This window comes from Paenibacillus sp. HGF5 (genome assembly GCF_000204455.1).
Taxonomy (GTDB): domain Bacteria; phylum Bacillota; class Bacilli; order Paenibacillales; family Paenibacillaceae; genus Paenibacillus_AQ; species Paenibacillus_AQ lautus_A.
The window spans coordinates 1-25,783 of record NZ_AEXS01000183.1; the positions used below are offsets into that span (position 1 = coordinate 1).

At 53.3% G+C, this 25,783-nt stretch carries 27 protein-coding genes; 16 read left to right on the forward strand and 11 right to left on the reverse strand.

The features are described 5' to 3' along the window. From HMPREF9412_RS31160 to HMPREF9412_RS31170, 3 genes are all read left to right on the forward strand, one after another. A partial coding sequence (locus HMPREF9412_RS31160) for a peptidase U32 family protein (RefSeq protein WP_009595949.1) occupies positions 1-1,887 on the forward strand: 1,887 nt, incomplete at its 5' end. Between the two features lie 109 nt (positions 1,888-1,996). After that, positions 1,997-3,295 carry an aspartate aminotransferase family protein gene (locus tag HMPREF9412_RS31165; RefSeq protein WP_009595952.1) on the forward strand — a complete coding sequence of 433 codons (1,299 nt, stop codon included), beginning with the start codon at positions 1,997-1,999 and terminating at the stop codon, positions 3,293-3,295. A gap of 21 nt (positions 3,296-3,316) precedes the next feature. Further along, positions 3,317-4,192: a UbiA-like polyprenyltransferase gene (locus HMPREF9412_RS31170; protein WP_009595965.1), complete on the forward strand. Its 876-nt coding sequence runs from the start codon at positions 3,317-3,319 to the stop codon at positions 4,190-4,192. 65 nt (positions 4,193-4,257) lie between these two features. Here the strand turns inward: HMPREF9412_RS31170 and HMPREF9412_RS31175 are convergent, their stop codons facing one another. Beyond that, entirely contained in the window at positions 4,258-6,006 is a 1,749-nt protein-coding gene (locus tag HMPREF9412_RS31175; protein ID WP_009595969.1) for an alpha-glycosidase, read from the reverse strand. 344 nt (positions 6,007-6,350) lie between these two features. Here HMPREF9412_RS31175 and HMPREF9412_RS31180 point away from each other — a divergent pair, with 344 nt between their 5' ends. Beyond that, on the forward strand, positions 6,351-6,611 hold the full coding sequence (locus tag HMPREF9412_RS31180) for a metal-sensitive transcriptional regulator (protein WP_009595948.1): 261 nt from the start codon (positions 6,351-6,353) through the stop codon (positions 6,609-6,611). A gap of 105 nt (positions 6,612-6,716) precedes the next feature. Then, positions 6,717-7,730: an NADP-dependent oxidoreductase gene (locus tag HMPREF9412_RS31185; RefSeq protein WP_009595945.1), complete on the forward strand. Its 1,014-nt coding sequence runs from the start codon at positions 6,717-6,719 to the stop codon at positions 7,728-7,730. Positions 7,731-7,901: 171 nt separating this feature from the next. On the opposite strand, the gene HMPREF9412_RS31190 is transcribed toward HMPREF9412_RS31185, so the two are convergent. The 3 genes from HMPREF9412_RS31190 to HMPREF9412_RS31200 all read right to left on the reverse strand — a co-directional run bounded on the left by HMPREF9412_RS31190 (position 7,902) and on the right by HMPREF9412_RS31200 (position 9,794). Beyond that, complete coding sequence (locus tag HMPREF9412_RS31190) at positions 7,902-8,393, reverse strand: cytochrome c biogenesis protein CcdC (RefSeq protein ID WP_009595968.1); 492 nt, start codon at positions 8,391-8,393, stop codon at positions 7,902-7,904. Positions 8,394-8,502: 109 nt separating this feature from the next. After that, complete coding sequence (locus HMPREF9412_RS31195) at positions 8,503-9,078, reverse strand: TetR/AcrR family transcriptional regulator (protein WP_009595954.1); 576 nt, start codon at positions 9,076-9,078, stop codon at positions 8,503-8,505. Beyond that, positions 9,075-9,794 (reverse strand): MBL fold metallo-hydrolase, encoded by a 720-nt coding sequence (locus HMPREF9412_RS31200; protein ID WP_009595950.1) that lies wholly within the window; start codon positions 9,792-9,794, stop codon positions 9,075-9,077. The genes HMPREF9412_RS31195 and HMPREF9412_RS31200 overlap by 4 nt, the downstream gene beginning before the upstream one ends. Positions 9,795-10,022: 228 nt before the next feature. Here HMPREF9412_RS31200 and HMPREF9412_RS31205 point away from each other — a divergent pair, with 228 nt between their 5' ends. From HMPREF9412_RS31205 to HMPREF9412_RS31215, 3 genes are all read left to right on the forward strand, one after another. Next, positions 10,023-10,214, forward strand: a complete 192-nt coding sequence (locus HMPREF9412_RS31205; protein WP_009595964.1) for a hypothetical protein — start codon at positions 10,023-10,025, stop codon at positions 10,212-10,214. Between the two features lie 138 nt (positions 10,215-10,352). After that, positions 10,353-10,883, forward strand: coding sequence for a sigma-70 family RNA polymerase sigma factor (locus HMPREF9412_RS31210; protein ID WP_009595955.1), 531 nt, complete (start codon positions 10,353-10,355; stop codon positions 10,881-10,883). After that, on the forward strand, positions 10,876-12,273 hold the full coding sequence (locus HMPREF9412_RS31215; RefSeq protein ID WP_009595957.1) for a DUF4179 domain-containing protein: 1,398 nt from the start codon (positions 10,876-10,878) through the stop codon (positions 12,271-12,273). The genes HMPREF9412_RS31210 and HMPREF9412_RS31215 overlap by 8 nt, the downstream gene beginning before the upstream one ends. 2 nt (positions 12,274-12,275) lie before the next feature. Here the strand turns inward: HMPREF9412_RS31215 and HMPREF9412_RS31220 are convergent, their stop codons facing one another. The 4 genes from HMPREF9412_RS31220 to HMPREF9412_RS31235 all read right to left on the reverse strand — a co-directional run bounded on the left by HMPREF9412_RS31220 (position 12,276) and on the right by HMPREF9412_RS31235 (position 14,923). Then, positions 12,276-12,485: a hypothetical protein gene (locus HMPREF9412_RS31220; RefSeq protein WP_009595944.1), complete on the reverse strand. Its 210-nt coding sequence runs from the start codon at positions 12,483-12,485 to the stop codon at positions 12,276-12,278. 180 nt (positions 12,486-12,665) lie between these two features. Beyond that, positions 12,666-13,076 (reverse strand): hypothetical protein, encoded by a 411-nt coding sequence (locus tag HMPREF9412_RS31225; RefSeq protein WP_009595959.1) that lies wholly within the window; start codon positions 13,074-13,076, stop codon positions 12,666-12,668. A gap of 137 nt (positions 13,077-13,213) precedes the next feature. Beyond that, positions 13,214-13,600 carry a hypothetical protein gene (locus HMPREF9412_RS31230; RefSeq protein WP_009595958.1) on the reverse strand — a complete coding sequence of 129 codons (387 nt, stop codon included), beginning with the start codon at positions 13,598-13,600 and terminating at the stop codon, positions 13,214-13,216. 162 nt (positions 13,601-13,762) lie between these two features. Further along, complete coding sequence (locus HMPREF9412_RS31235; protein ID WP_009595953.1) at positions 13,763-14,923, reverse strand: copper amine oxidase N-terminal domain-containing protein; 1,161 nt, start codon at positions 14,921-14,923, stop codon at positions 13,763-13,765. 237 nt (positions 14,924-15,160) lie between these two features. Here HMPREF9412_RS31235 and HMPREF9412_RS31240 point away from each other — a divergent pair, with 237 nt between their 5' ends. Beyond that, positions 15,161-16,234, forward strand: coding sequence for a lactonase family protein (locus HMPREF9412_RS31240; RefSeq protein ID WP_009595963.1), 1,074 nt, complete (start codon positions 15,161-15,163; stop codon positions 16,232-16,234). A gap of 156 nt (positions 16,235-16,390) precedes the next feature. Here HMPREF9412_RS31240 and sleB read toward each other — a convergent pair whose 3' ends face one another. Continuing rightward, complete coding sequence (gene sleB / locus HMPREF9412_RS31245; RefSeq protein ID WP_009595961.1) at positions 16,391-17,050, reverse strand: spore cortex-lytic enzyme; 660 nt, start codon at positions 17,048-17,050, stop codon at positions 16,391-16,393. Positions 17,051-17,410: 360 nt separating this feature from the next. Between sleB and HMPREF9412_RS31250 the strand changes: the two genes are divergently transcribed. From HMPREF9412_RS31250 to HMPREF9412_RS31265, 4 genes are all read left to right on the forward strand, one after another. Then, on the forward strand, positions 17,411-18,487 hold the full coding sequence (locus tag HMPREF9412_RS31250; RefSeq protein WP_009595946.1) for a sulfate ABC transporter substrate-binding protein: 1,077 nt from the start codon (positions 17,411-17,413) through the stop codon (positions 18,485-18,487). A gap of 38 nt (positions 18,488-18,525) precedes the next feature. Continuing rightward, positions 18,526-19,374, forward strand: coding sequence for a sulfate ABC transporter permease subunit CysT (cysT, locus tag HMPREF9412_RS31255; protein WP_009595943.1), 849 nt, complete (start codon positions 18,526-18,528; stop codon positions 19,372-19,374). A 13-nt stretch (positions 19,375-19,387) separates the two neighbouring features. Beyond that, entirely contained in the window at positions 19,388-20,254 is an 867-nt protein-coding gene (gene cysW, locus HMPREF9412_RS31260) for a sulfate ABC transporter permease subunit CysW (protein ID WP_009595947.1), read from the forward strand. 145 nt (positions 20,255-20,399) lie between these two features. After that, positions 20,400-20,621 carry a YezD family protein gene (locus tag HMPREF9412_RS31265; protein ID WP_009595967.1) on the forward strand — a complete coding sequence of 74 codons (222 nt, stop codon included), beginning with the start codon at positions 20,400-20,402 and terminating at the stop codon, positions 20,619-20,621. A 236-nt stretch (positions 20,622-20,857) separates the two neighbouring features. On the opposite strand, the gene HMPREF9412_RS31270 is transcribed toward HMPREF9412_RS31265, so the two are convergent. Beyond that, positions 20,858-21,769, reverse strand: a complete 912-nt coding sequence (locus HMPREF9412_RS31270; RefSeq protein ID WP_009595951.1) for a hypothetical protein — start codon at positions 21,767-21,769, stop codon at positions 20,858-20,860. Positions 21,770-21,917: 148 nt separating this feature from the next. Between HMPREF9412_RS31270 and HMPREF9412_RS31275 the strand changes: the two genes are divergently transcribed. Together HMPREF9412_RS31275 and HMPREF9412_RS31280 are read left to right on the forward strand one after the other, a co-directional pair. Continuing rightward, complete coding sequence (locus HMPREF9412_RS31275; protein ID WP_009595966.1) at positions 21,918-22,901, forward strand: alpha/beta fold hydrolase; 984 nt, start codon at positions 21,918-21,920, stop codon at positions 22,899-22,901. Positions 22,902-22,922: 21 nt separating this feature from the next. After that, positions 22,923-23,675 (forward strand): MerR family transcriptional regulator, encoded by a 753-nt coding sequence (locus HMPREF9412_RS31280; protein ID WP_009595956.1) that lies wholly within the window; start codon positions 22,923-22,925, stop codon positions 23,673-23,675. Between the two features lie 382 nt (positions 23,676-24,057). Here the strand turns inward: HMPREF9412_RS31280 and HMPREF9412_RS31285 are convergent, their stop codons facing one another. Continuing rightward, entirely contained in the window at positions 24,058-24,951 is an 894-nt protein-coding gene (locus tag HMPREF9412_RS31285; RefSeq protein ID WP_009595962.1) for a hypothetical protein, read from the reverse strand. Positions 24,952-25,316: 365 nt separating this feature from the next. On the opposite strand from HMPREF9412_RS31285, the gene HMPREF9412_RS31290 reads away from it, so the two are divergent. Continuing rightward, positions 25,317-25,783 (forward strand): NAD(P)-dependent oxidoreductase (locus HMPREF9412_RS31290; protein WP_009595960.1); only part of this gene is annotated, 467 nt, incomplete at its 3' end.

A 25,783-nucleotide genomic window follows, 5' to 3' on the forward strand; every position in this document is an offset into this window, starting at 1 on the left:
GCCGTATATTTCGGGGGGCCATCGCTGAACATGCGCATGATGCGCAAGGGATACAACTTAAGTTATGAGGAGGTCCGCGAGGCCGTCCAATTGGCCCATGACCGCGGGAAGCGTGCCTACATTACAGTGAACAACCTGATGAATGAAGAGGACTTGGAGGAAGCGAAGCGCTACTTCGCCTTTCTGAACGAGATCGGACCGGATGCCATTATTGCGCAGGACCTGGCCGTGTTTCCCCTGATCCAAGAGATGAATTACACGAATATTCCGGTTCACTCCTCGGTCATGATGAACGTGCACAACCTGGAAATGATCGAAGCGGTCAAAGCACTGGGCGTTTCCCGCATCGTGGCTTCCCGCGAAATGGATCTGAAAACGGCAGAGGTGCTGCAGGCCAAGAGCGGGATGGAGTTCGAGTATTTTGTGCACGGCGACATGTGCACGGTTCACGGGGCCAACTGCCTCTACAGCTCGATGCTGTTCGGCAACAGCTCTAACCGCGGGCGCTGCATGAAGCCTTGCCGCTGGGATTACCGGGTGAAGAAGGATGGTTATCTCTATCCGACCGAGTATCCGCTCGCGGCGAAGGATATGTACATGTACGAGAGCATTCCTGAGTTGATCAAGTCCGGCATCACCAGCTTCAAAATTGAAGGACGCATGAGAGACACCGAGTTTTTGCTGATGGTCGTGAATTCGTACGGAGACGCCATCGATCGTTATATTGCGGATCCGCTGGGCTACAATCGCGAGGCGGGGGCGGATACGCTGCATAAACATCGCAAGCGCGATTTTACGACGGCTTATGCCTTCGGCAAGCCGGGACTGGGCTTCATTAATCGCCGCTATGAGGGAACAGGCAAGTTTTACAGTACGGGGAAGGTGTTCAGTACGCCTACCGCCGAACGCGAGACGAAGGAGGAACGGGTGCTCCAGGTGAAGGAATCGCTTCGCCATGCGAAGCGGGAACGGCAGGGCACGTCGATTCCGCAAATTACGGTTCATGTCAACACGGTGGAGCAGGCCCGTGCGGCATTAGAAGAAGGAGCAGGCGTCATTTACCTGACGGGGGACGTATTCCAGCCGGATCGTCCGTATGGCCGCGAAGACATCGAAGCCTTGACGGCGGATAAAGGGGACGCGGAGATTGTCCTTGGCATGCCCCGCATGATGAATGAGCTTCAGATGGAGCAGTACCATCAGTTTCTCAGCGCAGGCAAGGAGTTTAACCATTATGGTCTGGACGGCCTGCTTGCGACCAACATCGGTGCCATGCACAAGTTTCAATCCATCGGGCTGCCGCTGATCGCCGATTTCAGCCTGAACATCTACAACCATATGGCGGCTTCGTTTTATCAGGAACATTTTGGCATATCCCGAATCAATCCGTCCCTTGAGCTTCAGCTCCATGATTTGACGAAACTGCTGCGCCATCCGGAGGTTCCCCTTGAGATCATCGTTCACGGATCGCCAATCGTCATGTATCTGGAGCATGATTTATACGCCAATGCCGCAGAGTTCGAGCCCATAGCGGAAGAGGACAACCGTTTCGTGGATAACCGCCATCTCGTGCTGCTTACGGATAAAGGGGAGAACCCCGTTTACCGGGACGCCGCAGGGCGCAACCACCTGGCGCTGGCGAAGGAGCTGTGCTACATGCCGATCCTGAAGGAGCTGTACGAAGCCGGCGTCCATCATTTCCGCATCGAAGGAAAAACGTATACGACCGAGCAGCTTCGCAGCCTGGTGCGGTTATATCGTCATGCTGCGCTGAACCTGGATGCATGCGGCAGGCTGTATCAAAGCATGGCACCGGTATACGCCGGGTTCACGCTCGGTTCGCTCCAATTCGGCCATTCCCTGGAACTGGAGCTGACGGAAGCATGAGATCCCTCAGAGACGGGGCAGGAAGATGATCCGATGCGAGGCACCGTTTTCCTCAGTCTCTTTCACGGAACATGGAAAAACGGAAATAATCGAAAGAGGGGGAGCATCTATGAAACATGAAGGCCATACGCATATCGGTCCGGAAGCCGTCGCTGCCAAGCGCCGGCGGTACGGCTATCCTTGCACGGCGCATTTCTACAGCGAACCGCCCCAGATCGTCGGCGGCAAGATGCATACGCTTTACGGCCATGACGGCAAAGCTTATGTCGACTTCTTCACGGGCGTGTCGGTCGTTGCCTGCGGCCATTGCAATGAAGCCATTACGGCTAGAACGATCGAACAGCTGCAGACGCTGCAGCATACGTCAACCATTTACCTTACCCAGCCGATGGTGGACCTGGCGGAGCGGTTGGCGAACGGCGTTTTGCCCGGCAACTTAAAGCGAACGTTCTTTGTGAACAGCGGCTCCGAGGCGAATGAAGGCGCGCTGCTCGCCGCGCGTCTGCACACGAAACGCCGCAGCTTCCTGGCGCTGGAATACGGCCTTCATGGGCGCACCTTCCTGACCATGAACGTGACCGGCATCCCGATGTGGCGCGCCGACGATTTCCTGGATGAAGACGTGGCTGCGTTTATTCCGCGACCTTATGATCCTGGCATGGATCAGGATGCCGCTGCCCGCCGCTCCCTGGATGCCTTGGCGAGCGTGCTCGCTGCGAAGGGAGACAGCTTTGCTGCCATGATCGTAGAGCCGATCCAAGGCAACGGGGGAATGATCGCGCCGCCGGATTGGTATTTCCGCGAGCTGAAGGCGATGCTGGAGGAGCACGGAATTCTCCTGATTGCCGACGAAATCCAGACAGGCTGCGGCCGCACCGGACGCATGTTCGCAATCGAGCATTACGGCATCGTGCCCGATATTCTCACCATGGCGAAGGCCTTGGGCAATGGCGTGCCGATCGGCGCGTTCTGCACGACGGATGAGATCGCCGCCAGTCTGAATCGTCCCTCCGCCTCGACCTTTGGCGGCAATCCGGTATCATCCGCTACGGCGCTTGCCGTATTGGATTACATCGAGCAGGAAGGCTTGGTCGAACGTTCTCTGCGCATTGGCGGGCGGCTCATCGAAGGCTTGAGGGAGCTGCAGGGCCGGTACGAGCTTATCGCTGATGTCCGAGGCAAAGGGTTTATGGCCGGAGCCGAAATCCGGGGTGCGACCGACGAGGAGAGCGCAGCATGGACGGATATCATTCTGGAGCGCATGAAGGATGAAGGCTTTATTATCGGCAAAAATGGGGTGGGCCGAAACGTGCTGGCCTTTCAGCCGGCCATGATCATCCCGGAGGAAGAGATCGAGGCGATGCTCCGTGCCTTGGATAAGGTGCTGGCAGGGTTGTCCCAAACATAAAACGAATGAGGTTGGATCCGGATGCAGATGATGTATAAAGTCGTTCATAAGACCAAAATGTTCGGAGAACTGGTGATGTTCTCCCACACGCTGTTCTCGCTGCCCTTTGCGATCATCTCCATGGTCTGGGCCGCCGGCGGCGTGCCGTCATGGCATGTCATGCTGTGGTCGTTGATTGCGCTGGTGGCCGCCCGCAACGGGGCCAATGCCTTCAATCGCGTCGTCGATTTGAAGTTCGACGCGGCCAACCCGAGAACGGCGGACCGCCATATGCCAAGAAAGCTTCTGCTGCCTCGTGAGGTGTACGTATTTGTGGTCGTTAACTTTGCCATCTTTATTCTCGCGGCAGGCATGCTGAATCCGCTCTGCTTGGGGCTATCACCGGCAGCGATCGTGCTGATCTGCACGTACTCGTACACCAAGCGCTTCACCTGGCTGTGCCACCTGTACCTGGGCTTCACGATCGCTTCGGCTCCGATCGGGGCATGGTTTGCCGTAACGGGGCAATTCGCTTTCATTCCGTTCATCATCGGTACCGTCGTCATGCTATGGATTGCAGGCTTTGATATCATCTACGCCACGCAGGATATCGAATTCGATCGCAGGACCGGCTTGTGGAGCATTCCCCGGGCGTTTGGATTAGAAGGCGGGCTGCTTATTTCCAGAGTGCTGCACGGGATTATGGTCATGCTGCTGCTTTCCCTTTACTTTATCCAAGGGTTGGGCTGGCTCTACTTGACGGGAATTGCCGTCTCGGTGCTGCTGCTGGCCGTGGAGCACCGCATCATCAAGCCTTCCAGCCGCAGGCGGATGCAGCTTGCCTCCTACAATCTGAATCAGGTGATTAGTCTGACGATTCTGCTGTTTACTTTGGCGGATCAGTTTTTGCTCGGATAAAAAAACTCCCTTCGACTGCCGGCCCGCATACTCGGGCTCGATGGCATTCAAAGGGAGTTTCGTGTTTATTGCCCGGCTTTCAAGATCGCAAAGCCGTAAGCAGGCAGCTTCACGGTCAGCTGGCCTTGCTTCGCGCTGAGGCCTTCGCCGTTCCACAGGTTCGTCCACTGGCGGTCCAGCACAGGGAGGGTCATTGTGTTGCCCGCTTTGTCGTTGTTGACGGCAATAAGGATCGTTTCATTGTCGTCCTCGCGCAGGTAAGCGATTTTGCCCCCGTTCTTCTCGGCCTTCAAAAATTTGAAGGTTCCCGTGCGAAGAGCGGAATGCTCTTTGCGGAGCTTAATGAGCGTTTGGTAGAAATGGAAGAGGTCTTTGTCGTGTTTCGACTCGTCCCATTCCATGCATTTGCGGCAGCCCGGATCGTGCCCGCCGTCCATGCCGATTTCGTCGCCGTAATAGATGCAAGGCGTGCCGAAGTACGTGAATTGGAACATGGCGGCCAGCTTCATCAGGCGTTTGTCGCCGTTCGCCTGCGTTAACAGTCTTGCGGTGTCATGGCTGTCCAGCAGGTTGAACATCACTTCGCTGGCCTGTCTTGGATAGCCGGCAAGCTGCTTGCCGAGCATGAACGAGAACTTCTCGGCATCGGCGGTACGGTTGATGAAGAAATCCAGTACGGCATTGGTGAACGGGTAGTTCATGACGGCGTCGAACTGGTCGCCTTCCAGCCAGATGGAGGATTCATGCCACACTTCGCCAAGGATGTAAGCATCCGGGTTGGCTTTTTTTACGACTTGACGGAATTCGCGCCAGAAGCTGTGTCCCACCTCGTTGGCCACATCCAGGCGCCAGCCGTCGATGCCCGTTTCCTTGATCCAGAACTCCGCAGCCTTAAGCAGATAAGCCCGGACTTCCGGATTCTCCGTATTCAGCTTCGGCATCAGCGGCTCGAACGCAAACGTATCGTAAGTCGGAATGCCGTCCACTACTTCCAGCGGCAAGGAGCGAACGTAGAACCAATCCTTGTATTTGGAGTTCAAACCGTTCTTCTGAACGTCGACGAACGGAGCAAACGTTCTGCCGGAATGATTGAAGACCGCATCCAGCAGAACGCGGATTCCGCGCGCATGGCACAGATCGACGAGTTTCTTCAGCGTGTCCTTGTCGCCGAACTGCGGATCGATTTCCATATAGTCTTCGGTATCGTATTTATGGTTTGTCGTTGCCGTGAACAGCGGCGTGAAATAAATCGCGTTGACGCCGAGCTCGCTTAAATGGTCGAGATGGTCGATAACCCCTTGCAGGTCACCGCCGAAGAAGTTCTTCGGCGTCGGTTCGGCACTGCCCCAAGGCAAAGCGCCTTCCGGGTCATTGCTCGTATCCCCGTTCGCGAAGCGTTCCGGGAAGATTTGATAGAAAATCGCGTCTTTGACCCACGCTGGCGGATGGAAAACGTCATCCGGATTGATGAACGGGTATTCGAACAGGCGGTCCGGATTGGCCGGCGGCTCCGTCAGGAAATCATATTCGGTCATCCAGCGCTTCTCGTCGCCCTGCTGCAGCAGGAAGCCGTATTTCAAGCGGCGGTATGGAGGAGTTGCCTCACACTCCCAATAGTCGAACATTTCATCCGAGGACAGCTTGGTCATCGGAATGTATTCCATGGTTTGATCCCACAAGTACTTGTCGCCTGCGAGGGCGTACACTTCGGTAATGTCGTTCTTTTTGGTGCGGATTCTGAGATGGATGGTCGTGCCGTTATAAGCGTAGGACCAGTTTTTGCGCGGACGGTGATAGATGGCTTCCAGAAACATCGATAATTCCTCCTTAAATAGTGAAATTAAAAAAAGGCACAGCCAGGACTATGAATAGCCGAGGTTGTACCTTTGTAAGATAACATTGCCTTTAGATTATGAGGTTTGAATCGGGTTGCTTATGAATTCATTAGCTGATTAAAAATATACCACGCGCTTTGAGCGTATTCAAGCCCTAAGTACAAGTGGCTGATCTCTATGCTGCATCGAAGCCGGAACGACGCAGGTTCTTTAGCGAGATCTTGCCGGGAGGGGCAGTCAAGAGGAAAGAGCCGGCGTTTGTTGTATAATAAAGGCATAAGGACAAGCCTGACAAGCAGATACGTTAGAGGAGGACAATATATATGCAATACGACGATCAGATGAAAAACCGGATCAAGCGGATTGAAGGACAGCTTCGCGGCATTTTGAAGATGATGGAGGAAAATAAGGACTGCAGGGAGGTCATCACGCAATTATCCGCTTCGCGTACGGCAATCGACCGGACCATTGGCGTTGTCGTAAGCTCCAATCTGGTGGACTGCGTGCGCAAGGCCGAAGCGAACGGCGAGGATACGGAGAAGCTTGTGCAGGAAGCCGTTAATTTGCTCGTAAAGAGCAGGTAGGGGATGAAGGACGGGCGTGGCAAAGGCTAGGAAGGGTATGAAATTGGTAAACGGACAAAATGGGTAAAGATAAGATGACGGCTTTACTAAAAGGAGGGTACTCAGATGTCTGTGAATGAACGAATTATACTAGCCAAGCGGCCGCAAGGCATGCCGGAGGAGTCGGATTTTACGTTTGAGGAGCAGCCTTTGCCCGTACCTCAAGCCGGAGAAGTCCTTGTGCGGACCGTGTACTTATCGGTGGACCCGTATATGAGGGGCAGAATGAGCGATGCCAAAAGTTATGCCAAGCCTTATGAGGTAGGGCAGGTTATCGCCGGAGGCGCAGTAGGGCAGGTCATGGAATCGACGGATCCGACCTACCGGGAGGGCGATTTTGTTGCAGGCACCTGGGGCTGGCAGCGCTTTGCCGCCGTTCGCACCGGGACGCTGCGCAAGGTCAATCCGGATCTGGCACCCGTCTCGACCGCGCTGGGCGTGCTGGGGATGACCGGTTTGACGGCTTATTTCGGACTCCTGGATATCGGTCAGCCGAAGGAAGGGGAGACGGTGGTTGTATCGGGCGCCGCTGGCGCCGTTGGCATGATTGTCGGGCAGATTGCCAAGATCAAGGGAGCCCGGGTGGTCGGTATTGCCGGTTCTGACGAAAAGACCGGATACCTGACCGGGAAGCTCGGCTTTGACGTTGCGATCAATTACCGGACCGAAGATGTGGCTTCGGCTTTGGCGGAAGCTTGTCCGGGCGGGGTGGACGTCTATTTTGACAATGTCGGCGGCGAGGTGTCGGATGCGGTTCTGCGCCTGATCAACAAAAATGCGCGGATCCCGATTTGCGGCCAAATCGCGCTCTATAACCTGGAGAAGCCGGATACGGGCCCAAGAATCCAGAGCCTGCTGCTGACCAATACGGCACTGATGAAGGGCTTTCTGGTCGGCGATTACGCCAGCAGGTACAATGAGGCGCTGCAGGAGCTGGCCGAATGGCTAAGGGATGGCAAGATTCAGTACACCGAGAATATCGTCGACGGCTTCGACAAGACGATTGAGGCGTTTCTGGGGCTGTTCTCCGGAGAAAATCTCGGGAAACAGCTGGTGAAGGTAAGCGAAGAACAAAGCTGATCCTGTGACATCCAACAAAATAAAAGAGTGTCGATTTCACGACTTCGCAAGTCTCCTCGGAGGGAGCTTTGCGGCCGGAAGGGCAATTGCCTCCCGGATGGCGTGATCATCGGCACTCTTCTTTTTGCGTTAAACTAAGTTTCATGACTGGTTTACGATGGAGCATGTCCGCTATATCGCCGCCTCCGGCGTCATGAACTGCTGATACTGGCGGTACATCGAAATGCGCCAATGGACAATCATGCCGTAAGCCAGCATGAAGAACAGCGCCGCGGTCTGCGGGATGGAAATATGCTGTTCAATATATCCATGGAGCAGGAGCCTGACGGCCAGCAGGCCAAGCAGAATATACACGAAGCTTTTCGATCTCTGCATGAAGATCTGGCCGTCGACCTTCTCGAATTTGGTGCTGCGGATCAATGGGTACGAGAAGATGAACCAGCCTACCAAAAAGGCGATCCCTGCCCACCATAAAGGGATGCGTACCTGCGGCTCAACGAACATCAGAAATCCGGTGCTCATCGCTACGGGAGGGATGATAATCTTCTTGACGGTTACGGGACGGTTGCTCGCCTTCATTCGAATGAAAATAACGGCCAGCGCCATAACCAGCATCGCGATCGTAGAGCCTATCTGAAGAATTGGGGAATCGAAATTAACCACAATTCAGACCTCTTTCCATAAATAAAATGACATCACAATGTGCTGCCTTATGATTATAGCACATTCTGATGTCAGGCAAAATCAGGCAGGCGCAGGAGGTACGGCCCTTCTAGCGCCGTCCGTCTTGAAGATGGAGCCCGGTGACGAAACTCCGGATCATGAAATCCAGGCTGTCGTCAACACTCAGATCCATGGCGAATTGGCCCGCGCGTTCCAGGGAAGAGAAGCCGTGGCATAGGCTGCGAAGGGTCCGTACGGCATGCAACGCTTCCGCCTCGCTGAGCTGGTAAGGGGCCAGGATTTGAAGCAGCAGCTCGACAATCTGATTCCCTACTTGCTGCGTCTCCTGCTCTTCGGGACGGACCGGCTGCAATGCGGCTTCGTACAATCCGGGGTGTGTTCGAGCAAAGTCGACATAAGTAAGGCACACAAGGCGCAGGGCATCCTCGCCCGACCGGCCGGCGACAGCCTTAAGCAGTTGGTCATGGAGCGTCTGGAGACCATGCCGCATCAGGGCGGCATGCAGACCGGAAAGCCCGTCTACGTGGTTATACAGGGAAGGGGAGCGAACGCCCAGCTTGGCTGCAAGCGCAGCCAGGGTCACCGCGTGAAGTCCCTCCCGATCCGCTAATTCGGCAGCGGTTTGAAGCAGTTGAAGTCGATCGATGCCGGGTCTTGGACTCATCGTGCATTCCTCCTGAACGTTGATTCGGCTTCCGCAACGGCCTGCTGCATGGCACCCGCCGGATTTCTCAGCATCCGTCCATGGCCGACAGCCAGAACGGCGGGCTTGAGCGCGGTAAGCATTCCGGCGCTTTCCAAGGCCTGCTCCTTGCTCCAGGTGGCCATGGCAGGGAACGGAAACCATGGTTTGAGGACGCCCGATACGGCCAATCCGCCCCGCGTCTGCCAAGCATCGCCGGCAATCAGGATGCCGCTGCGCTCATCGAGGAAGGCCATATGTCCGGGCGTGTGGCCTGGAGTCGAGATGGCCTTGAGGGAACCAATGGAGTCCCCGTCCTCCAGGAGAACGTCCGGAACGGTGGTAATGTTCTTCGGGATATCCCCGCGTATCGGCGTTTGCGGCTCTCCGGGCTGGAGCTCGGCATTCCCTTTCAGCAGCAGCGCATCGCGCCGCGAGACGCAGACCGAGGCATTCGGAAGCTCCTTCTTTAACCCGTCGAGCGCACCGACATGGTCGCCGTGAGCATGGGTCAACACGATCCGTTTAATGGGTTTTCCGATATCGGCTGCAGCCTGCAGGATTCCCTTTTGGGAAAATGACATCCCTGCATCGATGAGGGTAAACCCGTCGCTTTCTTCTACAAGGTAAACATTGATCGGAAAAAGGCGAGGAAGAAAAGAAATTTGAGTCACCTGTTCAATCGTCGTTCTTAACATAAAGCCGTACCCCTTTCGCTTAAAACTAATATTATTAGTATAATAACTAATGATATTAGTTTTAGCAAGCCTGATTTTAACATTTTCATGAATAGACCCTTTGAACCACTAAAATTTTTATATATTTACCAAATTTTGAGTGCAATATTCGCCAATTTGCGTTACCATAAAGATAGATATACGGAAAAATTTGTAGGTTATTTAGTTGAAGGGTGAGGGGCGGACGATATGGATATGTTCAAACGCATCGTACTTCTGATGGTGATGTATGCCTTCTCCGCAGTGCTGCTATACGTAGCCAGCCAGCACACGCCATATCTGCTTCCGGTCATCTGGATCTCCGCTCTGATGCTGTTGCTATGCGGCATCGGTTATCTGGGATACCATTATTTCTTTAAAGGACGCAGAAGACGAAGTTAATCGGAAGTACATACAAGTCTGCCTTGCCGGGGCGGGCTTTTTTTGTGCGAAAATAAAAAACCGTTTGAATGGCTTCGCAGTCTTTATATAGAGTGAAGTTAACAGCGAGGCAGGTCGAACGAGGGGAAGGTATATCGGATGTTGGAAACTAAAGAGCTGGCGGCTGCGGCATGCAGGGGAGACGAGGAAGCGTTCTATGCACTCGTCACCGAGCATCGGAGGCGTCTATACGGAATTGCGTACAGTTATCTGCATAACGAGAGCGACGCTTTGGAGGCACTGCAGGAGACGGTATGCCGGGCGTGGATGAAATGCCGGAAGCTGAAGCATCCGGAGGCGTTCGTCCCTTGGCTCATTCGGATATTGATTAACTGCTGCGTGGATGAACAGAAACGGAAAAAGCGCATGGTTCCCGTAGAAGAAGTGTGCAGCCGGGAGACGGCTGCGGAAATGGTCAGCGACAGCAAGCTGGATTTGGAGCGTGCGCTCAGCCGCATGAAGCCCAAATATCGCCATGTGCTGATCCTGAAATATTACCAGGACATGACGATCAGCGATATCGCGCATATTCTCGATGTACCGGAGGGAACGGTCAAAACCCGGCTGCATCAAGGACTGAAGCTGCTTCGGCAAAAAATCGAGCCAGGAGGTGCCGTATTCCATGTATGAGAAGGAAGAGCGGATGCTGAACGAGATGAATAGGGATGCGGAGATCTACACGGCGGTTGTGTCCGATGAAGCATTGGATGCGGCTGTTCGAAGCGGAATGCGGAGAGGACGGCGCATGCAGCGGAGCCGGACGCGGATGGCTGCCTTTTCTGCCGTGATCGCAACCGTAGCTGCCGCACTGCTGTTCGTGGTATGGGGCGGGGATGGAGGCATCGTGGAGCCGAAGGAGCAAATGGCCGCGCAAGGGCCGTACCCGCCATTGACCGGGTTTGATCTCGGAGAAGATATTACGCTGAATACGGCTAACCAACACGGCATGATCCAGCCGGTGAATCAATCGGTGACCCGGGGGGATTATACGGTAACGCTGAACGGGATCCTTGTAGGCTCCCAGCAGATGGAGGTGTTTTATACGATCCAAAACGATGCGGGGTATCACGCAGACCTAAAGCGGGTCGAGATGAAGCGTAAGGGCTCCGGCCAGTCGCTGCCATACAGCATCGGGTCGTCGGGTGGAAGCCAGATTAAGCCCGGGCAAACGTTCCGTTCCCGATCGGACATTCATATGGGCGAGAACCAATCCGTGCCTGAAGAAATGACGTTATCTTTTAGCATCGCCCCCTATACAACGAATACGGTGCATCAATCCTCGGCAGAGGGCGAGCAGGTTCTGGATATCGACATATCCGTTGATATGGAGACCGTCCAGAAGTTTATCCGCACGATTCCGCTCAACAAAATGCTGCAGATTGAGAGTCAAAGGTTCTATTTGAAGGAAGCCGTGTTATCCCCTGCCGGAATCGTCCTGAAAGCGAACATCCCTTCCAGCAATACGATGAAGGTATCCGGTTTATGGGACGTGTATTTGGAAACCGTGGTTAACGGCGAGCAGATCCGATTGAACAGCGATTCCGCATTTTTGCCCGGTGCGGGGGGAGGGGACATGACGTATTTCTTCGACAGCAATATACTGGAGAATCCGGAGTCGATCACGCTGAAAGCGAGCGGATTCCAAGCGGTGGACCCCTCCGAGATGTCACTTGTGATCGATACGGATAAGAAGGAGATTCTCCGTGCACCGGACGGCGATCTTCGATTCGGAGCATACACGGGACATACGCTGACAGTGGAATACGAGGAGCGGGCTGACCGGCATATGGGCAGCGTATCGATTGAGCCGGAGTTCGTGGACGGGGAAGGGAAGAAGCATACGATCAACGAGGACGCAGGGGGGCTCAGTTCCTCGTCCCGATCCTCTTCGGATACCGGGATAAGCCTCATCACGCAGTATATCCACCTTAAACCCGGGGATTACCCGCAGCCGCTCACGTTTACGTTAAGCAGCTACCCTGGCGTCATGGAGCAGACATTCGAGGTGCCGATTCGATGAGATTAGAGATGCTGAAAGCTCATCAGAATGACCAATGCGCCGAACGCCATGGTTACTCTACCCATAAGTTTTAAGTACCATATTCTCAGATCGCTGGGTTCCGTGTCATCTCTCGTTCTTCTGAACCACCAAGAGTACGGATTGCGGATGGCGTGTATGCCGATTCCCATGAGCGCAAGACCCATGAGCAGTACAGAAATGAAATTGAACATGGGTGAATCAGCTCCTTTCTTAAGTGTTACTACGTAGGGTTTAAACAGTAAGTTCCGTTGCATGAAAAACAGGATGGTCCGGAATATAGGACACAAAAAAAGGAACCGCCCCCGATCAAGAAGGCCGGGGAGGTTCCTTTTTTCTCATTTATTTAAATCCTGGATCATAGGCCGATGACGCTATTCCCTGCGTTCGGTGGGGGAGCTTCCTGCCGGTCCTTTAGCATCCAGCAGCTCGATCAGAGCTTTGGGCACTCCGTTGAGGATCAGCCATTGGCGAAGCGTTTCGATGGCACGGATATGGCCGTTGCCTTCATCCCGCCAGGTCAGCAGCTCGACGACCTTAATGACGAGGAGCATCAGCTCCATTTTGTCATGCTCGGTTTGGTCTGCGCGGACTTTTTGGAATACGGCTTCTTTCTCCCAATCAAGCAATATCTCTTCCCCAATGGTCGGTCGCATGAGTGAATAGCTGTAATCGCACTGCGGGCAGTGAACCGTGGCGAACTGTTCGGATGTGAACGTAACCCCGATTTCCGTTTGACACTGGCGGCAGTGGAATTGGACTTGAATTGCCGAGTTCGTTTCCATGTCTATGTTGCCTCCTTCGAAGAGAAAGGTATCTACTTTTACCCAATAGTCGGTAACTGTGACCCATCTTCCCTTGAGGAGCTGTTTGAAACATGAAAAAGAATCACCCTCACTAGGCGATTCTTTAAGGAGAAAAGTCAGCGTTTCCTTCTACTCTGCGAGATCTTTACATGGGTGAACACATTATAGAGGAAAGCGAGAACGCCCAGCGTTACAAGAACGCCTCCCACGGCAACGACCGGCTCTACCGATTCGATGCCGCTCATCAGCAGGGCAAGACCGATCATCATGACGGGCAGACCGATATTGTGCAGCCAGAAATGCACTTTGCCGGCAGTGGACTCCCCGGCAGCCGGGAACAGAACATAAATAACGCCTGCAAGAGCCAGGGACGCCCAGCCCAGAAGATTGACGTGTGCGTGTACCGAGGCGTAATCGTAGCTGTGGGTGATCGACATGTACATGCCGAGCAGCACACCGAGCACGAAGTAAACAGCAGCGATTTTGATTAATTTAATCCCCATAAAACCCCTCCTTTATGGATTACTAATATGATATATGTCACCTGGGGCGAAGTAGACCTAGACGGAGGAGGATTTAATTAAAGAAGATGCAAAAAAAGAAACCGCGAATTTCCCTTGCCGGGAATTCACGGTTATTTCGTAAGCTTTCATGATATCCGCAATCTATTCAAGCTCCAGCACGTCATAGATCAGCCATTTGCCTTCGGTTTTCTTGAGCCAATAGAGCGACGTCGAATAGATCGTTTCGCCGTCCGCATCATCGCTTTCTTCGGCATAAACGACGGCGTCATCTCCTTGGAAGAAGACCGTCCGGAGATCCTCTGATTTGAGATTGAAATTCACCTCATCGAAGATACCTTCCTCAATGCTGGTTTGGAACATCTCGTGGAAGACCGAGTCCGGGTGAATGACGGACATGAGCAGCGGGCCATTCTCCTCATTGAAGCCCTTGTACTGAATGTCGATGGACTCCACGATGGCTTTCTGCTCTGCTTCCGGCACTACGGGACGAGCTTCAAGCAGTTTGTCTCCGAGGAAATATTCTGTCTCGTACAGGTTCAAATCATAGATTTTCCATGCGCCCGACGCATCCTTCTTCAGGAGATTCTCGTAATGGAGCGTAACATCCCATGCAAACGGCCCGCCGATGCGGTCTAGGCTCACACTGGTGTAGGCATGGATCGACGTTCCGGCTACCGCTACATCCCATACGTCCGCGGATACATGATTGTCGTTCTTGAATTGATCCTGATAGTTTTGCTTAACCTCCGCAAGAACGGGAGATTCGGGGTGGAATACGCTCATAACTTCGTCCAGATTCTTGGCGCTTCCAGCCTCTTCAATGATGTGGTAAAGCTTCTTCACCTCGTCTTCGGCTTTGGCCGTCGCACCCTCGCGGTCAATCTTGACGGTACGCGCCTTGGAATCCCACTTTACCGGGAGTCCGGTGGCTTCAGCCACAAAACGAAGGGGAACCAGCGTGTTGCCGCCTTGAGTGAAAGGAGCGATCTGCAGCGTGGTTTTTGCGCCATTGACATAGGCGGTTTTCTGCCCGATCGTCATCTGCAGCTTCTGATCGAGATATGTACCCGTCACCTGCTTGTTCGCGCCGTTCCAATGGACCTTATAATCCAGGGCTTGGAACAAAGGGCGGAATTGAACGAAGGTGACTCCGTTCTTCATGATCGGCGCCGCTGCAAATTGAATTTCCTGGTTATCGAGATAGACCCGGATTTTCCCTTGATCCTTAGCCGGAGCGGCTTGGGCCGCGCTTGCGAACAAGAACAGGAAAGCGATAGCCAGTAGGCTGAATTTTTTCTTCAATGTGCTGTCATCTCCTTCAACGAATGATAGAATAGAGAGGTAATTGTGGTAATCGTACATGATAAAACCAATGGTAGCAATACATTTCTTTGCGTGCAGTAATTGGTAGCGACAGCGCGGTGACGGCTTGCCGGAACGACTTGAAAAAAGGCGGTAGGCATGGGGCTCCGATGGGTAATACATAGTAAGATTCAGGCCGGGCCACCGGATCATTCATTAGACAAAGGAGTGGATCACATGACAGCAGGACAGGAACTGATATTTTACATAGGAACCTATGGTTCGGAAGAAGAGAATCGCATTCATTGGGGGGCGATGGATCGGGCTACCGGCGAGCTGCGCCTGTTAGGCGGTACGGCAGGCATCGAGAACCCGACCTATCTGGATTTCGATGACTCGATTTCCGTATTGTATGCAGCAAGCGAGAAGGGCGAAAGCGATGTGTCGGCTTATTCGGCCAATCTGGTCACCGGCGAATTGACGCTGCTGAATGTTCAGTCTACCGGCTCGTCCGGCGCTTGTCATGTATCCCGCACAACGGACGGGAAGCATCTGCTCACGACAGGGTACGGCGATGGACAGATTTCGGTGCTGGCATTGAAGCAGGACGGACGGGTCGGCGAGCTGGCCTCCAAGATCAAGCACAGCGGACGCGGCCTTCGCGATGACCGTCAATCGGAGGCGCATCCCCATTCGATATTCCAAGACCCGGTCAACAAGTATATCCTGGTCAGTGACCTGGGTATGGATGACGTGATTGTGTACCGGCTGGAAGACGGGAAGCTGGTGACCCACCGCGAGATCAGCCTGCCGCCAGGCTCCGGCCCGAGGCATGTGGCTTTTCATCCGTCAGGCAAGTGGGTATACGGCACGAACGAGCTGAACAGCACGGTAACGGCATACGCGAACGACACAACGTTCGGGGATCTGAAAATATTGCAGCATATCTCGACCTTGCCAGAGGACGTCGTGATGGATAGCAATACATCGGCCCATCTGTTGGTATCTCCTTGCGGCCGTTACCTGTATGCCTCAAATCGGGGACATGACAGCATCGTCCAATATGTAATCGACCAGGAAGCCGGTACGCTCCGTGCCGTCAACTGGGTGTCTTCCGGCGGCAAAACGCCGCGCCACTTCAATATACTGCCGGATGGCTTCCTGCTTACGGCGAATCAGGATAACGGATTGATCGCAAGCTTCCGGATCGACCCGGATACGGGAAATCTGGTCTCTACGGGCTATACGTTGGAAGTCACGCGCCCGGTGTGCATTTGTCCCGTGGAGAAGGCCAAAGCAAACAAACGTTAACTTATATGAAAGAAGAAGCAGCTTGAAGACCCGGGAAGGGAATCAAGCTGCTTCTTTTATTCGCGTCTCCTTGCCCACAGCGACGGACAAGGAACAAGGCGTCGAAAATTCTGTCTTCGTGTGTTTCAGCTAATGAAAGATTAACTGAATGAATCCTTAATGAGCAAAAATATGATTGCCGATCTGCAGCACTTGCGGCCTGGACCAGATCCAGTCGCTGGTTGCGGTTTTAGGGTTGAAATAATACAGGGATTCGTAAGTCGGATCCCAGCCGCGAACGGCATCCAATGCGGCAAGATAGGCGGAACGGTTCGGCGTCAGCCAGTACTGTCCGTCATCCACGGCCGTAAAAGCCCCTTTTTGAAAGACGACGCCCCGAATGTCATTCGGAAATTCGCTGGATTGAATGCGGTTCATGACAACGGCCCCGACCGCAACCTGCCCTTTGTACGGCTCACCGCGGGCTTCGCTGTAAATGACTTTGGCCATGACGTCCATTTCGGATTGATTCAACGTATATTTTTTCAGCTGTCTCCAGGTTTGCGCACCGGTAATTCCATCGGCTGGCACGCCGTATTCTTTTTGAAAACGGCTAACGGCTGCTTTCGTGTTTGCGCCATATTTGCCATCCAGCGGCTGCGTATAGAAGTCCAGCGTTTTCAGGCGATATTGAAGGTCCCAGACATCCCCGTTTTCACTGCCGGGCTTTAACAGCGGAGCGGCCTCCGTCGTTTGGGCGAATGTCGGCAGGATCAGAAGAACACTAAGGAAAAAAGCAGATATGATTTTCCGTATTGGCTTTCTTATCGTGATCAACTCCTTTGGGGTAGAATTATAAGGTTGGAAACGGGTTCATACAACCATCAGTAAATGGAAATCCGCGCCGTGACTGCGTTTGTTGTACCAAAAATGGTTCTATGGTCCGAATGGTCCTAAACTTGAAATTTTTTGAAAAAAAGGTTTGACAGCAGAAGGGGGACTTATTACAATAGCAACATAACATACTAAACAGGTAGGAATTATAATATATTGTTCTCACCGTATCGACGGAGGAACGCTCGAAGAATAAGGGCAGGCACGGTTGCAAACCGGCTTGACTCTGTTCCGATGAGCCTTCCTCCGTCTTTTTTTGCCATGAGGCCTGTTTAGTAGAGAAGAATAGGGGGAGTGATCCATATGAAAAAGGTGTTGAAGCAAGGGGTTCTCATCGGATTAACAGTCATGCTGACGGCGGCGCTGACGGCTTGCGGCTCACAGAAAACAGAAACGGCCGCAACCGCCGGGGATGCAACGCCTGCTTCGGGTTCAAGCAAGCCGAGCGTGGAACTGCTTAATGTTTCTTACGATCCGACCCGGGAGTTATACGATCAGTACAACAATGCATTCGCGGCGCATTGGGAGAAGGAACAAGGCCAGAAGGTGACGTTTAAGCAATCGCACGGGGGTTCGGGCAAGCAAAGCCGTTCGGTTATCGACGGTTTGGAGGCGGATGTGGTGACACTGGCCCTCGGATACGATATTGATGCGATCCGTCAGGCCGGATTGATCAATGAAGGCTGGGAGAGCAAGTTTGAGCATAACAGCGCGCCTTACACCTCGACCATCGTTTTCCTCGTCCGCAAAGGGAACCCGAAAGGCATCCAGGATTGGCCGGATCTGGTCAAGGATGGCGTGGAGGTCATCACGCCGAACCCGCAAACCTCCGGCGGTGCACGATGGAACTACCTGGCGGCATGGGGTTATGCGCTCAAGGTTAACAACAACGACGAAGCGAAGGCACAGGAATTCGTGAAAGAGCTGTTCACCCACGTGCCTGTGCTGGACAGCGGCGCACGGGGAGCGACAACCACCTTTGTGGAACGCGGAATCGGAGACGTGCTGCTGGCTTGGGAGAATGAAGCCTATCTCTCGATTAACGAGCTGGGACCGGATAAATTCGAAATCGTGAACCCGTCCGTCAGCATTTTGGCAGAACCGCCGGTTGCCGTCGTGGATAAGAACGTTGACAAGCGCGGCACCCGGGAGGTGGCCGAAGCCTATCTGGAATACCTATACAGCGAAGAGGGGCAGACGATTGCGGCGGAGAACTACTACCGTCCGACGCTTGCCAGCGTAGCCGACAAATACAAGGAGAAATTCCCGGCCATCGAATTGTTTACGCTCAAGGACGTGTTTGGAACATGGGAAGAGACGCAAACCAAGCATTTTAATGACGGCGGCATCTTTAATCAGATTTACGTGCCAGGCAGCTGATCGGCATAACCGCCGAAGGCAGGAAAGGATGAGTGGATATGACTGTACTCCCCGTACGGAAGCAAGGCAGAAATCATCGCAGGGTACTCCCGGGTTTTGGGGTCGGCATGGGGCTGACTGTCCTTTATATGAGTTTGGTTGTGCTCGTGCCGCTGTCGGCACTGCTTCTTAACCAAACCGGATTGACCTGGGAGAAGTTCTGGTCGGTTGCAACCGATCCGAGGGTGCTGGCATCCTACCGGGTCAGTCTGACGACGGCGGCGCTGGCCGCATTGGCGGATACGATACTGGGGCTGCTGTTGGCCTGGGTGCTGGTGCGGTATGATTTTCCGGGCAAAAAATGGTGGGATGCCCTGATCGACCTGCCCTTCGCCCTGCCAACGGCCGTGGCAGGGGTGGCATTAACCGCTATCTATTCCGCGAATGGCTGGATCGGATCACTGCTGGAGCCGCTTGGGATCAAGGCGGCGTTCTCTTCCTTGGGCATCACGCTGGCCCTGATGTTCATCGGCATACCGTTCGTCGTGCGGACGGTACAGCCGGTGCTGGAGGACGCGGAGCGGGACACGGAAGAGGCGGCAGCCACGCTAGGAGCTGGCCGGTGGCGCACGTTTTGCACCATCATTCTGCCGACTCTGATTCCGCCGCTGCTGACCGGGTTTGCGCTCGCTTTTGCCCGGGGGATCGGAGAATACGGCTCCGTTGTCTTCATATCGGGAAATATGCCGATGAAGACGGAGATTGCGCCGCTGTTGATCATGACGAAGCTGGAGCAGTTTGATTATGCCGGCGCTACGGCGGTTGCCTTGATTCTGCTGCTCATCTCTTTCGCGCTGCTGCTCGGCATCAATCTATTACAACACTGGACGCGGAAAACCGCGCGCTAGGGAGGGGGATTATATGGCTGGAACTATACCCGCTGCCGTTCCGGCAGGGAAACGAGGCACATCGCCCTCTCCGGCTGCAGCGGAGAAAACCTGGGTGAAATGGACCTTCATTAGTTTGGCTGGCCTTGTGCTTCTGTGGCTTATTGTGCTGCCGCTCGTTACGGTGCTGTCCGAAGCGCTTAAGAAGGGATGGGAGGTTTATATCGCAGCCTTGTCCGATCCCGATGCCTTGTCCGCGCTGCGGTTGACCTTACTGGTGGCGGCGATTGCGGTACCGCTGAATTCGATATTCGGCGTCATCGCGGCTTGGACCATAACGAAGTTCCGCTTTAAAGGCAAAAATCTGCTGATTACGCTGCTGGATTTACCGTTCGCGGTATCGCCGGTTATCGGAGGCCTCATCTTCGTGCTTATTTTCGGCCGTCAGGGTTGGTTTGGCCCTTGGCTCGAAAGCCATGATATCAAGATCATATTTGCCGTGCCCGGCATCGTTCTGGCTACGTTATTCGTCACGTTTCCTTTTGTGGCCAAGGAGCTGATTCCGCTGATGGAGGACCAAGGGACGAAGGAAGAGGAGGCGGCTGTAACGCTCGGCGCCAAGGGCTGGCAAATCTTCTGGCGGGTCACCCTGCCCAATATCAAATGGGGACTGCTGTACGGCATCATTCTGTGCAATGCCAGGGCCATGGGCGAGTTTGGGGCCGTGTCCGTCGTATCCGGCCATATCCGCGGAGAGACCAATACGCTGCCCCTTCATGTCGAGATTTTGTACAATGAGTATCAGTTTTCGGCATCGTTCGCGGTGGCCTCCTTATTGCTGTTGTTAGCCGTGATTACGCTGCTGCTTAAAAATTGGTTAACGCGAAAAAATGCCCATTGACAGTCGTTTCCAACCCATGCTAAGGTTAATTCATACTATATAGGTTGGAAAAGAATGAATAATGATCGTTTACATTGTATATGTGTCTTCGGCTGATGAAGATGAGTCAATAAATGAGGGCTTTGCCCGGTGAGGAGGCGTATCCATGGCTAAACCATTAAAAGTGGATGAAATGTGGCTCGAGCGCATAGCAAGCCTGCTGAACGACATGGAATTCGGTTCGCTGCAAATCGTAGTGCATGAGGGTCAAATCGTTCAGATGGAACGAACGGAGCGCAAGCGTTTCGAGAATACGGCCTCCGGAGCGGTCAAGACGTCAGGATCGTCCCGGGCATCCGGCCAACAGCGAAGAACGAATACAAGATGACCAAGCAAAAGCGATCAAGCACCGTAAAAAGAACTTCCGCCAGATAACGTGAAGTGCAGCCTGTCCAGTCGACATGGGAAAGACATCAGGGGTGTTGACCAAGTAGACTAGGGAACGCGCTTCGGTCATCATGCGGAAGTTCTTTTCTATTAGAGATAGGGTAATACAAATAATACAACAGCCCGGCCGTTGAATCGGCCGGGCTGTTTGTCAATCGTATTCATGTATCAGGCATCTTATCGCGACCGGAGCGGGCTGCTGCCGATCTCCTGCTCGCCCGCGCCTGTTGTTTCGCTTAGAGGATCGTGATCCCCAGCAGGATGAAGGAACTGCTCCATCAGCTCCGGATGGCCGGCGTAGGGCCGCTCACGCCGCTTACGGGTGGCCGTTACCCGGAAACCCGCCAGATAGAGCAAGCACTGGGTAGCCAGAACGTAAGGCGAGGCTTCGCCGCCGATCAGATTAAATAAGGCCGAAGCCACAATCAGCAGATGCAGCACGGTATAAATCATGCCATGCGTTTTTCTTCTCGAATCCATCAATAAACGGTAGAAAGAGATCGTGGCAATGATATTGGAGAGCCATAAACACCAAACCTCGGGGCTTGCCCAGGCCGAGGTTTGCCTGAGTTCCTCCGCAAGGACCGCCGTCCATAGGAGTGCGGCACCCAGTGAAAGGGCAGGTACGGCAGGTTTTAGGAGCAGCCACAAGCCCATCCCCCAGCCGGGCTTCTCCAGCCGTCCAACCAGCTCGTCGCGCTCCTTCATGAGTCTGTTGATCTCGCGGTCCAGCAGCTTGTGAAGCGTCGTCAATCGGGATTCATCGCGATCGCTTAGAAAGATATCCATTTGTTCGTGGAGCTCACGCGTCAACAGGTCAGCGGATTTGCATTCCTGCAGAAGCCGGATCAGCAGATCCTCGGGGACGGCTGTCCGGGTCGGTCGATGGATAAGCGTGCCAAGAAGCCCTGCCAGCCTGGCATAGACCGTCAAGGTCTGACGAATGCGGGCGAGCGAATCCTTTCGTGCACCGAGCAGCCGGGACGCACTGTATATGTACAGGCCCGCAAATACCGCAGTGGCAAGAAGCGCGGCCACGAGCCCGTCCAGCGAGCCAAAGATATCAACCATCCATTCCGTAAGGGACAAGCGGATCCCTCCTTCAATATTCTACCTTTCACTATTGCACAAGAAGGAAGGGATTTCAAGCCGATTCGGTAACAGGCAGCTATAGAGCGCATGGGGGTTGCGTATAACGTTACGTCATAGCTTATAGTCGCCTTAGGAGGGGATTGAAGTGAAACGAAGAAAAGGATGGATTATCTTGGGTAGCATTCTCATTGCGATACTAGCTATACTGACGGTAGTAGGCTTTCTATTCAGAGATGACGGGTCGTTAAGCGGTTTTGTTACAGAGGATGGGCAGAAGGAATATGCGGCGGCTTATGAGGAGGCGATGAGTCAATTGCCAGAACCGGTTGAGTCGATCAAGGTTCATACCGATTTTGGCGTGGTTCAGCTCTACAAGTTCCAGGGGAGCGATACACCGCACAAAACGCCTTTGTTGCTTCTTCCCGGAAAGAGATCTGCTACACCCATGTGGGAGGCCAATCTTAACGGCTTTTTAGAACACCGGCCTGTATACACCGTTGATTTGATAGGAGAACCGGGTTTAAGCACGGAAACCAGACGGATTAGAACCGCTGCGGACCAAGCAGCATGGTTAGGGCAAGTATTGGATCAGCTGCCGGAATCAGAGATCCACCTATTAGGGCTGTCGTTCGGCGGGTGGAGTGCGGCGAATCTTGCGCTCAAGCATCCGGAGAAGATTCACTCGCTCATATTGCTGGACCCTGTCTATGTGTTTGGCCCCATTCCATTAAAAATGATACTGGCCTCCATTCCGGCGACGGTGCCCATGGTGCCCAAACCGATCCGGGAGAAAATGCTCAGCTATATATCCGGCGGGGCTGAAGTCGATGACAGCGATCCGACCGCCAAATTAATCGAAACCGGGATGCGGACATTCAAGAGCAAGCTGCCCATGCCGGAAGCCATCCAGCCGGAACAATTAGCTGAGCTAACGATACCGGTGCTCGGTATTTTAGCTGGACAATCGACGATGCACGATGCTGAAAAGTCTTATCAAACGGGGATGGATGCCTTGAAAGACCCTAATAGCGAGATGGTCTTATTTGAAGATGCCTCGCATGCGATTAACGGGGAATACCCTGAAGAGTTACTGGAAACGATAGAAGCTTTTTTAGCGAAAATCGAGTAAGGGACAGGAAGGTATGGGTTCATGGGAAAAAAATATTCCGTAAAAGAAATCAGTCAATTGTCGGGAATAACTCCGCGAACCATTCAGTATTACGATAATGAAGGGATTCTTAAAGCGGAGCGAGATGAGCTGGGGCATAGAGTATATTATGATAAACAGCTGTATGTACTTGAACAGATTATGTTCTATAGAGCCATCGGTTTCTCTTTAAGCAAGATCAAAGAGCAATTGATCGTGGGCACGGAGGAGCAGGATATCGAGAATATTCTAGATTACCAGGCATCGGTCCTTTATTCACAGAAAGAGAGCATCCAAGCCAAGCTTGACGGATTGCATGTGGCAAAGGAAATGATGAAAGAAGGGTACAACGTACCCTGGGAGCTGTTAGCCCATCTTATGCGTTCGTTGAATGAGGTCGATATGTCGGCTTGGAAAGAATACGAATTTTCGGAGGAAGACGCCCGGCTATTTCAAAAAGTATTTGACTCTGAGCAGGCGGCCATGGATTTTTACAATACGTTCAGAAAAATATCGCTGCAAGCTGCAGCTTATAAGGCCTCAAACGTCCCCATCGAGTCCCGTTTAGCCAGGGCCTTGGCCCAAGAATGGCAGCAGATGGTTCAACGCGTGACCCATGGCGACGAACGGATTCATGCTGCCTTTTTAGCGGTCGATAACAATCGGGATCAATGGAACGCTGGAGAGCGTCAGCTTGTAATGGAAGCAGAACAATATTTGCAGGACGTCATAGAGCGCTATGCTGATCGTAAATGAGCCGCATGCTCCCCGGGTTCGCTTCCAGTGCAGGAAGCTTGATCGTATGCTACTGTTCACATGACGGATCGGTTTTTCTCTTGGTAAACAATGTTTCCTCGAGGTAACAAAAGGGGCCGAGCCGCATATAGTATATGAATAAGACATCGAAGAGAGGGAGGGGCCGGGGTGATGGAAATGCAGGTAAAAAAAGCGCCGCTTCAACGCGCGAAAATAACGGTCGGTTATGTACTGCTTCTCATGTTGACGGTTTGAAGGCGATCAGGCCTTTTACCCAAAGGATAGGATAAGTTCCTTCATCTAAACATAAAAGATGGCGCCAGAGGAAACACCCTCTTGAAACGCCATCTTTTTTTAATGCCATAATGTAAGGATCGCAACGTTATCGATCGGAGTCATGAAGTTCCTTCCAGTACCTGTAGTCGTGAATGGCGAACCCGGAGAAGGAAGGGTGCTTTTCCGCCTGGGTGCATACCTTGCTCAGCTGTTCCTCCATATAGGACGTGCCTTCCTCGAAAAAGGTAATGTAAGCTCCCTCATTGCTGGACTTGGTCTCCACGGCAATCAGGGCCTCCTTGCCGAGTTCGTCGGCTTCCTTTAGCTCGGTTGCGGCGAGGTTGTATATGTTATCCGCTTGATCGCGATAGGCCATAATGACGATCTGGTCGAACTGCTTGATCATCCAGCGGCTGATCGACATCGACTGATCCGGCAGCTGGTAGGTATGCAGCCAGAAGGTCATGTCGGAGCCGATCGGCACATTCAGCTTGTGCGCTTCATCGACCAGATAACGGACGCTCGCTTGCCACTGCTTAACGACCGAGGACTGGTTCGTTTTCCATTCGGCCAGCACATGCGGCTCGATATCGACATGGATGCCGGTGAAGCGCTCATTCGGGGCAGCGGACGCTTGATATTCGGCGGTCCATTGAATAAACGTCTCCAGCCGGTGACGTTCCGATTCCAGCGCCCAGTTCGGCGCCCCGCCGAGGACGTGAACCTCGATCCCTTGCACTCCTGCCTGGCGGATAAAGCTGCGGTAATACTCGGGACGGACGTCGCGGTTCATCTGCAGGTAGAGCACGTTCACTCCCTGGCTGCCGGCAAAGCTCAGAATGTCATCGGCGGAGTCTTTGATTTGCGGGGTATCCCAGAACCAGGTTGCCTTCTGGCTGGGTTTCGCTTCCGCGGCATCAGGATGAAGGGACAAACTGCTTAGCAGCAGCAGGCCGCCAGCGAGACAGAGAGCCAGCAAGCGGACATATTGTTTTTTCATAGGATGGATGTTCTCCTTTTCATTACGATTTAAACATAAGCATTAGGACAATCTTCGACAAGCGTATACCATTAGTATTGCGTTAGAAGTCATTACGCCAAATATATATTTTCATAAATGTGCACTTATGTATTCTATCGGTGAAAACAATATCTTGTTTCATAGGTCTAAAGATCTAATATTTTGAGGAAAAATGAATAAGTGGAGTTTGAAGAGGTCCGCAAGGGGATAAGTAAATAGGAGGTGCGATCGACCAAGTACGGCTATACGCGGCACCGGGTGTTCATACTACTACTTAAGATATAAGAGAACCATTCACCAGCCTGGGTGATGTAGTATAATTTTTAAACGAAGGAGCGATGAACATGAAGGTAGCATTGATTGGAGCAAGCGGGACGATCGGAAAACGCATTACGGAAGAAGCGCTGCGCCGGGGACGCGAGGTAACGGCGGTGCTGCGTAATCCGGATCGTCTTGAATTGGAGCATGAGCGATTACAGAAAGTCAAAGCGGATGTGATGGATCCTTCGTCATTGGAAGAGGCTGTTCAAGGACATGATGCCGTGATCAGCGCTTTCGGTCCGAAGTTCGGCCAAGAAGAGGAGCTTGTAGCAGCCGCACGGACCATTGTGGAGGGAACGAGACGCGGCGGCGTAACCCGCCTGTTGATCGTTGGCGGCGCAGGCAGCCTGATCGCCGACAGCGGCGTACCGCTTATGGAAACCCCGGAATTTCCGGAAGAGATCAGACCGCTTGCCCGTGCGCATGCGGATGCTTACGATCTTTATAAGGAAAGCGATCTGGAATGGACGTATATCAGTCCGGCGGCCAT

Coding starts and splice junctions, on each gene's coding strand:
- HMPREF9412_RS31165 (WP_009595952.1), top strand. CDS start 1,997: ATGAAACATGAAGGCCATACGCATATCGGTCCGGAAGCCGTCGCTGCC.
- HMPREF9412_RS31170 (WP_009595965.1), top strand. CDS start 3,317: ATGCAGATGATGTATAAAGTCGTTCATAAGACCAAAATGTTCGGAGAA.
- HMPREF9412_RS31175 (WP_009595969.1), bottom strand. CDS start 6,006: ATGTTTCTGGAAGCCATCTATCACCGTCCGCGCAAAAACTGGTCCTAC.
- HMPREF9412_RS31180 (WP_009595948.1), top strand. CDS start 6,351: ATGCAATACGACGATCAGATGAAAAACCGGATCAAGCGGATTGAAGGA.
- HMPREF9412_RS31185 (WP_009595945.1), top strand. CDS start 6,717: ATGTCTGTGAATGAACGAATTATACTAGCCAAGCGGCCGCAAGGCATG.
- HMPREF9412_RS31195 (WP_009595954.1), bottom strand. CDS start 9,078: ATGAGTCCAAGACCCGGCATCGATCGACTTCAACTGCTTCAAACCGCT.
- HMPREF9412_RS31200 (WP_009595950.1), bottom strand. CDS start 9,794: ATGTTAAGAACGACGATTGAACAGGTGACTCAAATTTCTTTTCTTCCT.
- HMPREF9412_RS31205 (WP_009595964.1), top strand. CDS start 10,023: ATGGATATGTTCAAACGCATCGTACTTCTGATGGTGATGTATGCCTTC.
- HMPREF9412_RS31210 (WP_009595955.1), top strand. CDS start 10,353: ATGTTGGAAACTAAAGAGCTGGCGGCTGCGGCATGCAGGGGAGACGAG.
- HMPREF9412_RS31215 (WP_009595957.1), top strand. CDS start 10,876: ATGTATGAGAAGGAAGAGCGGATGCTGAACGAGATGAATAGGGATGCG.
- HMPREF9412_RS31220 (WP_009595944.1), bottom strand. CDS start 12,485: ATGTTCAATTTCATTTCTGTACTGCTCATGGGTCTTGCGCTCATGGGA.
- HMPREF9412_RS31225 (WP_009595959.1), bottom strand. CDS start 13,076: ATGGAAACGAACTCGGCAATTCAAGTCCAATTCCACTGCCGCCAGTGT.
- HMPREF9412_RS31230 (WP_009595958.1), bottom strand. CDS start 13,600: ATGGGGATTAAATTAATCAAAATCGCTGCTGTTTACTTCGTGCTCGGT.
- HMPREF9412_RS31240 (WP_009595963.1), top strand. CDS start 15,161: ATGACAGCAGGACAGGAACTGATATTTTACATAGGAACCTATGGTTCG.
- HMPREF9412_RS31250 (WP_009595946.1), top strand. CDS start 17,411: ATGAAAAAGGTGTTGAAGCAAGGGGTTCTCATCGGATTAACAGTCATG.
- cysT (WP_009595943.1), top strand. CDS start 18,526: ATGACTGTACTCCCCGTACGGAAGCAAGGCAGAAATCATCGCAGGGTA.
- cysW (WP_009595947.1), top strand. CDS start 19,388: ATGGCTGGAACTATACCCGCTGCCGTTCCGGCAGGGAAACGAGGCACA.
- HMPREF9412_RS31265 (WP_009595967.1), top strand. CDS start 20,400: ATGGCTAAACCATTAAAAGTGGATGAAATGTGGCTCGAGCGCATAGCA.
- HMPREF9412_RS31280 (WP_009595956.1), top strand. CDS start 22,923: ATGGGAAAAAAATATTCCGTAAAAGAAATCAGTCAATTGTCGGGAATA.
- HMPREF9412_RS31285 (WP_009595962.1), bottom strand. CDS start 24,951: ATGAAAAAACAATATGTCCGCTTGCTGGCTCTCTGTCTCGCTGGCGGC.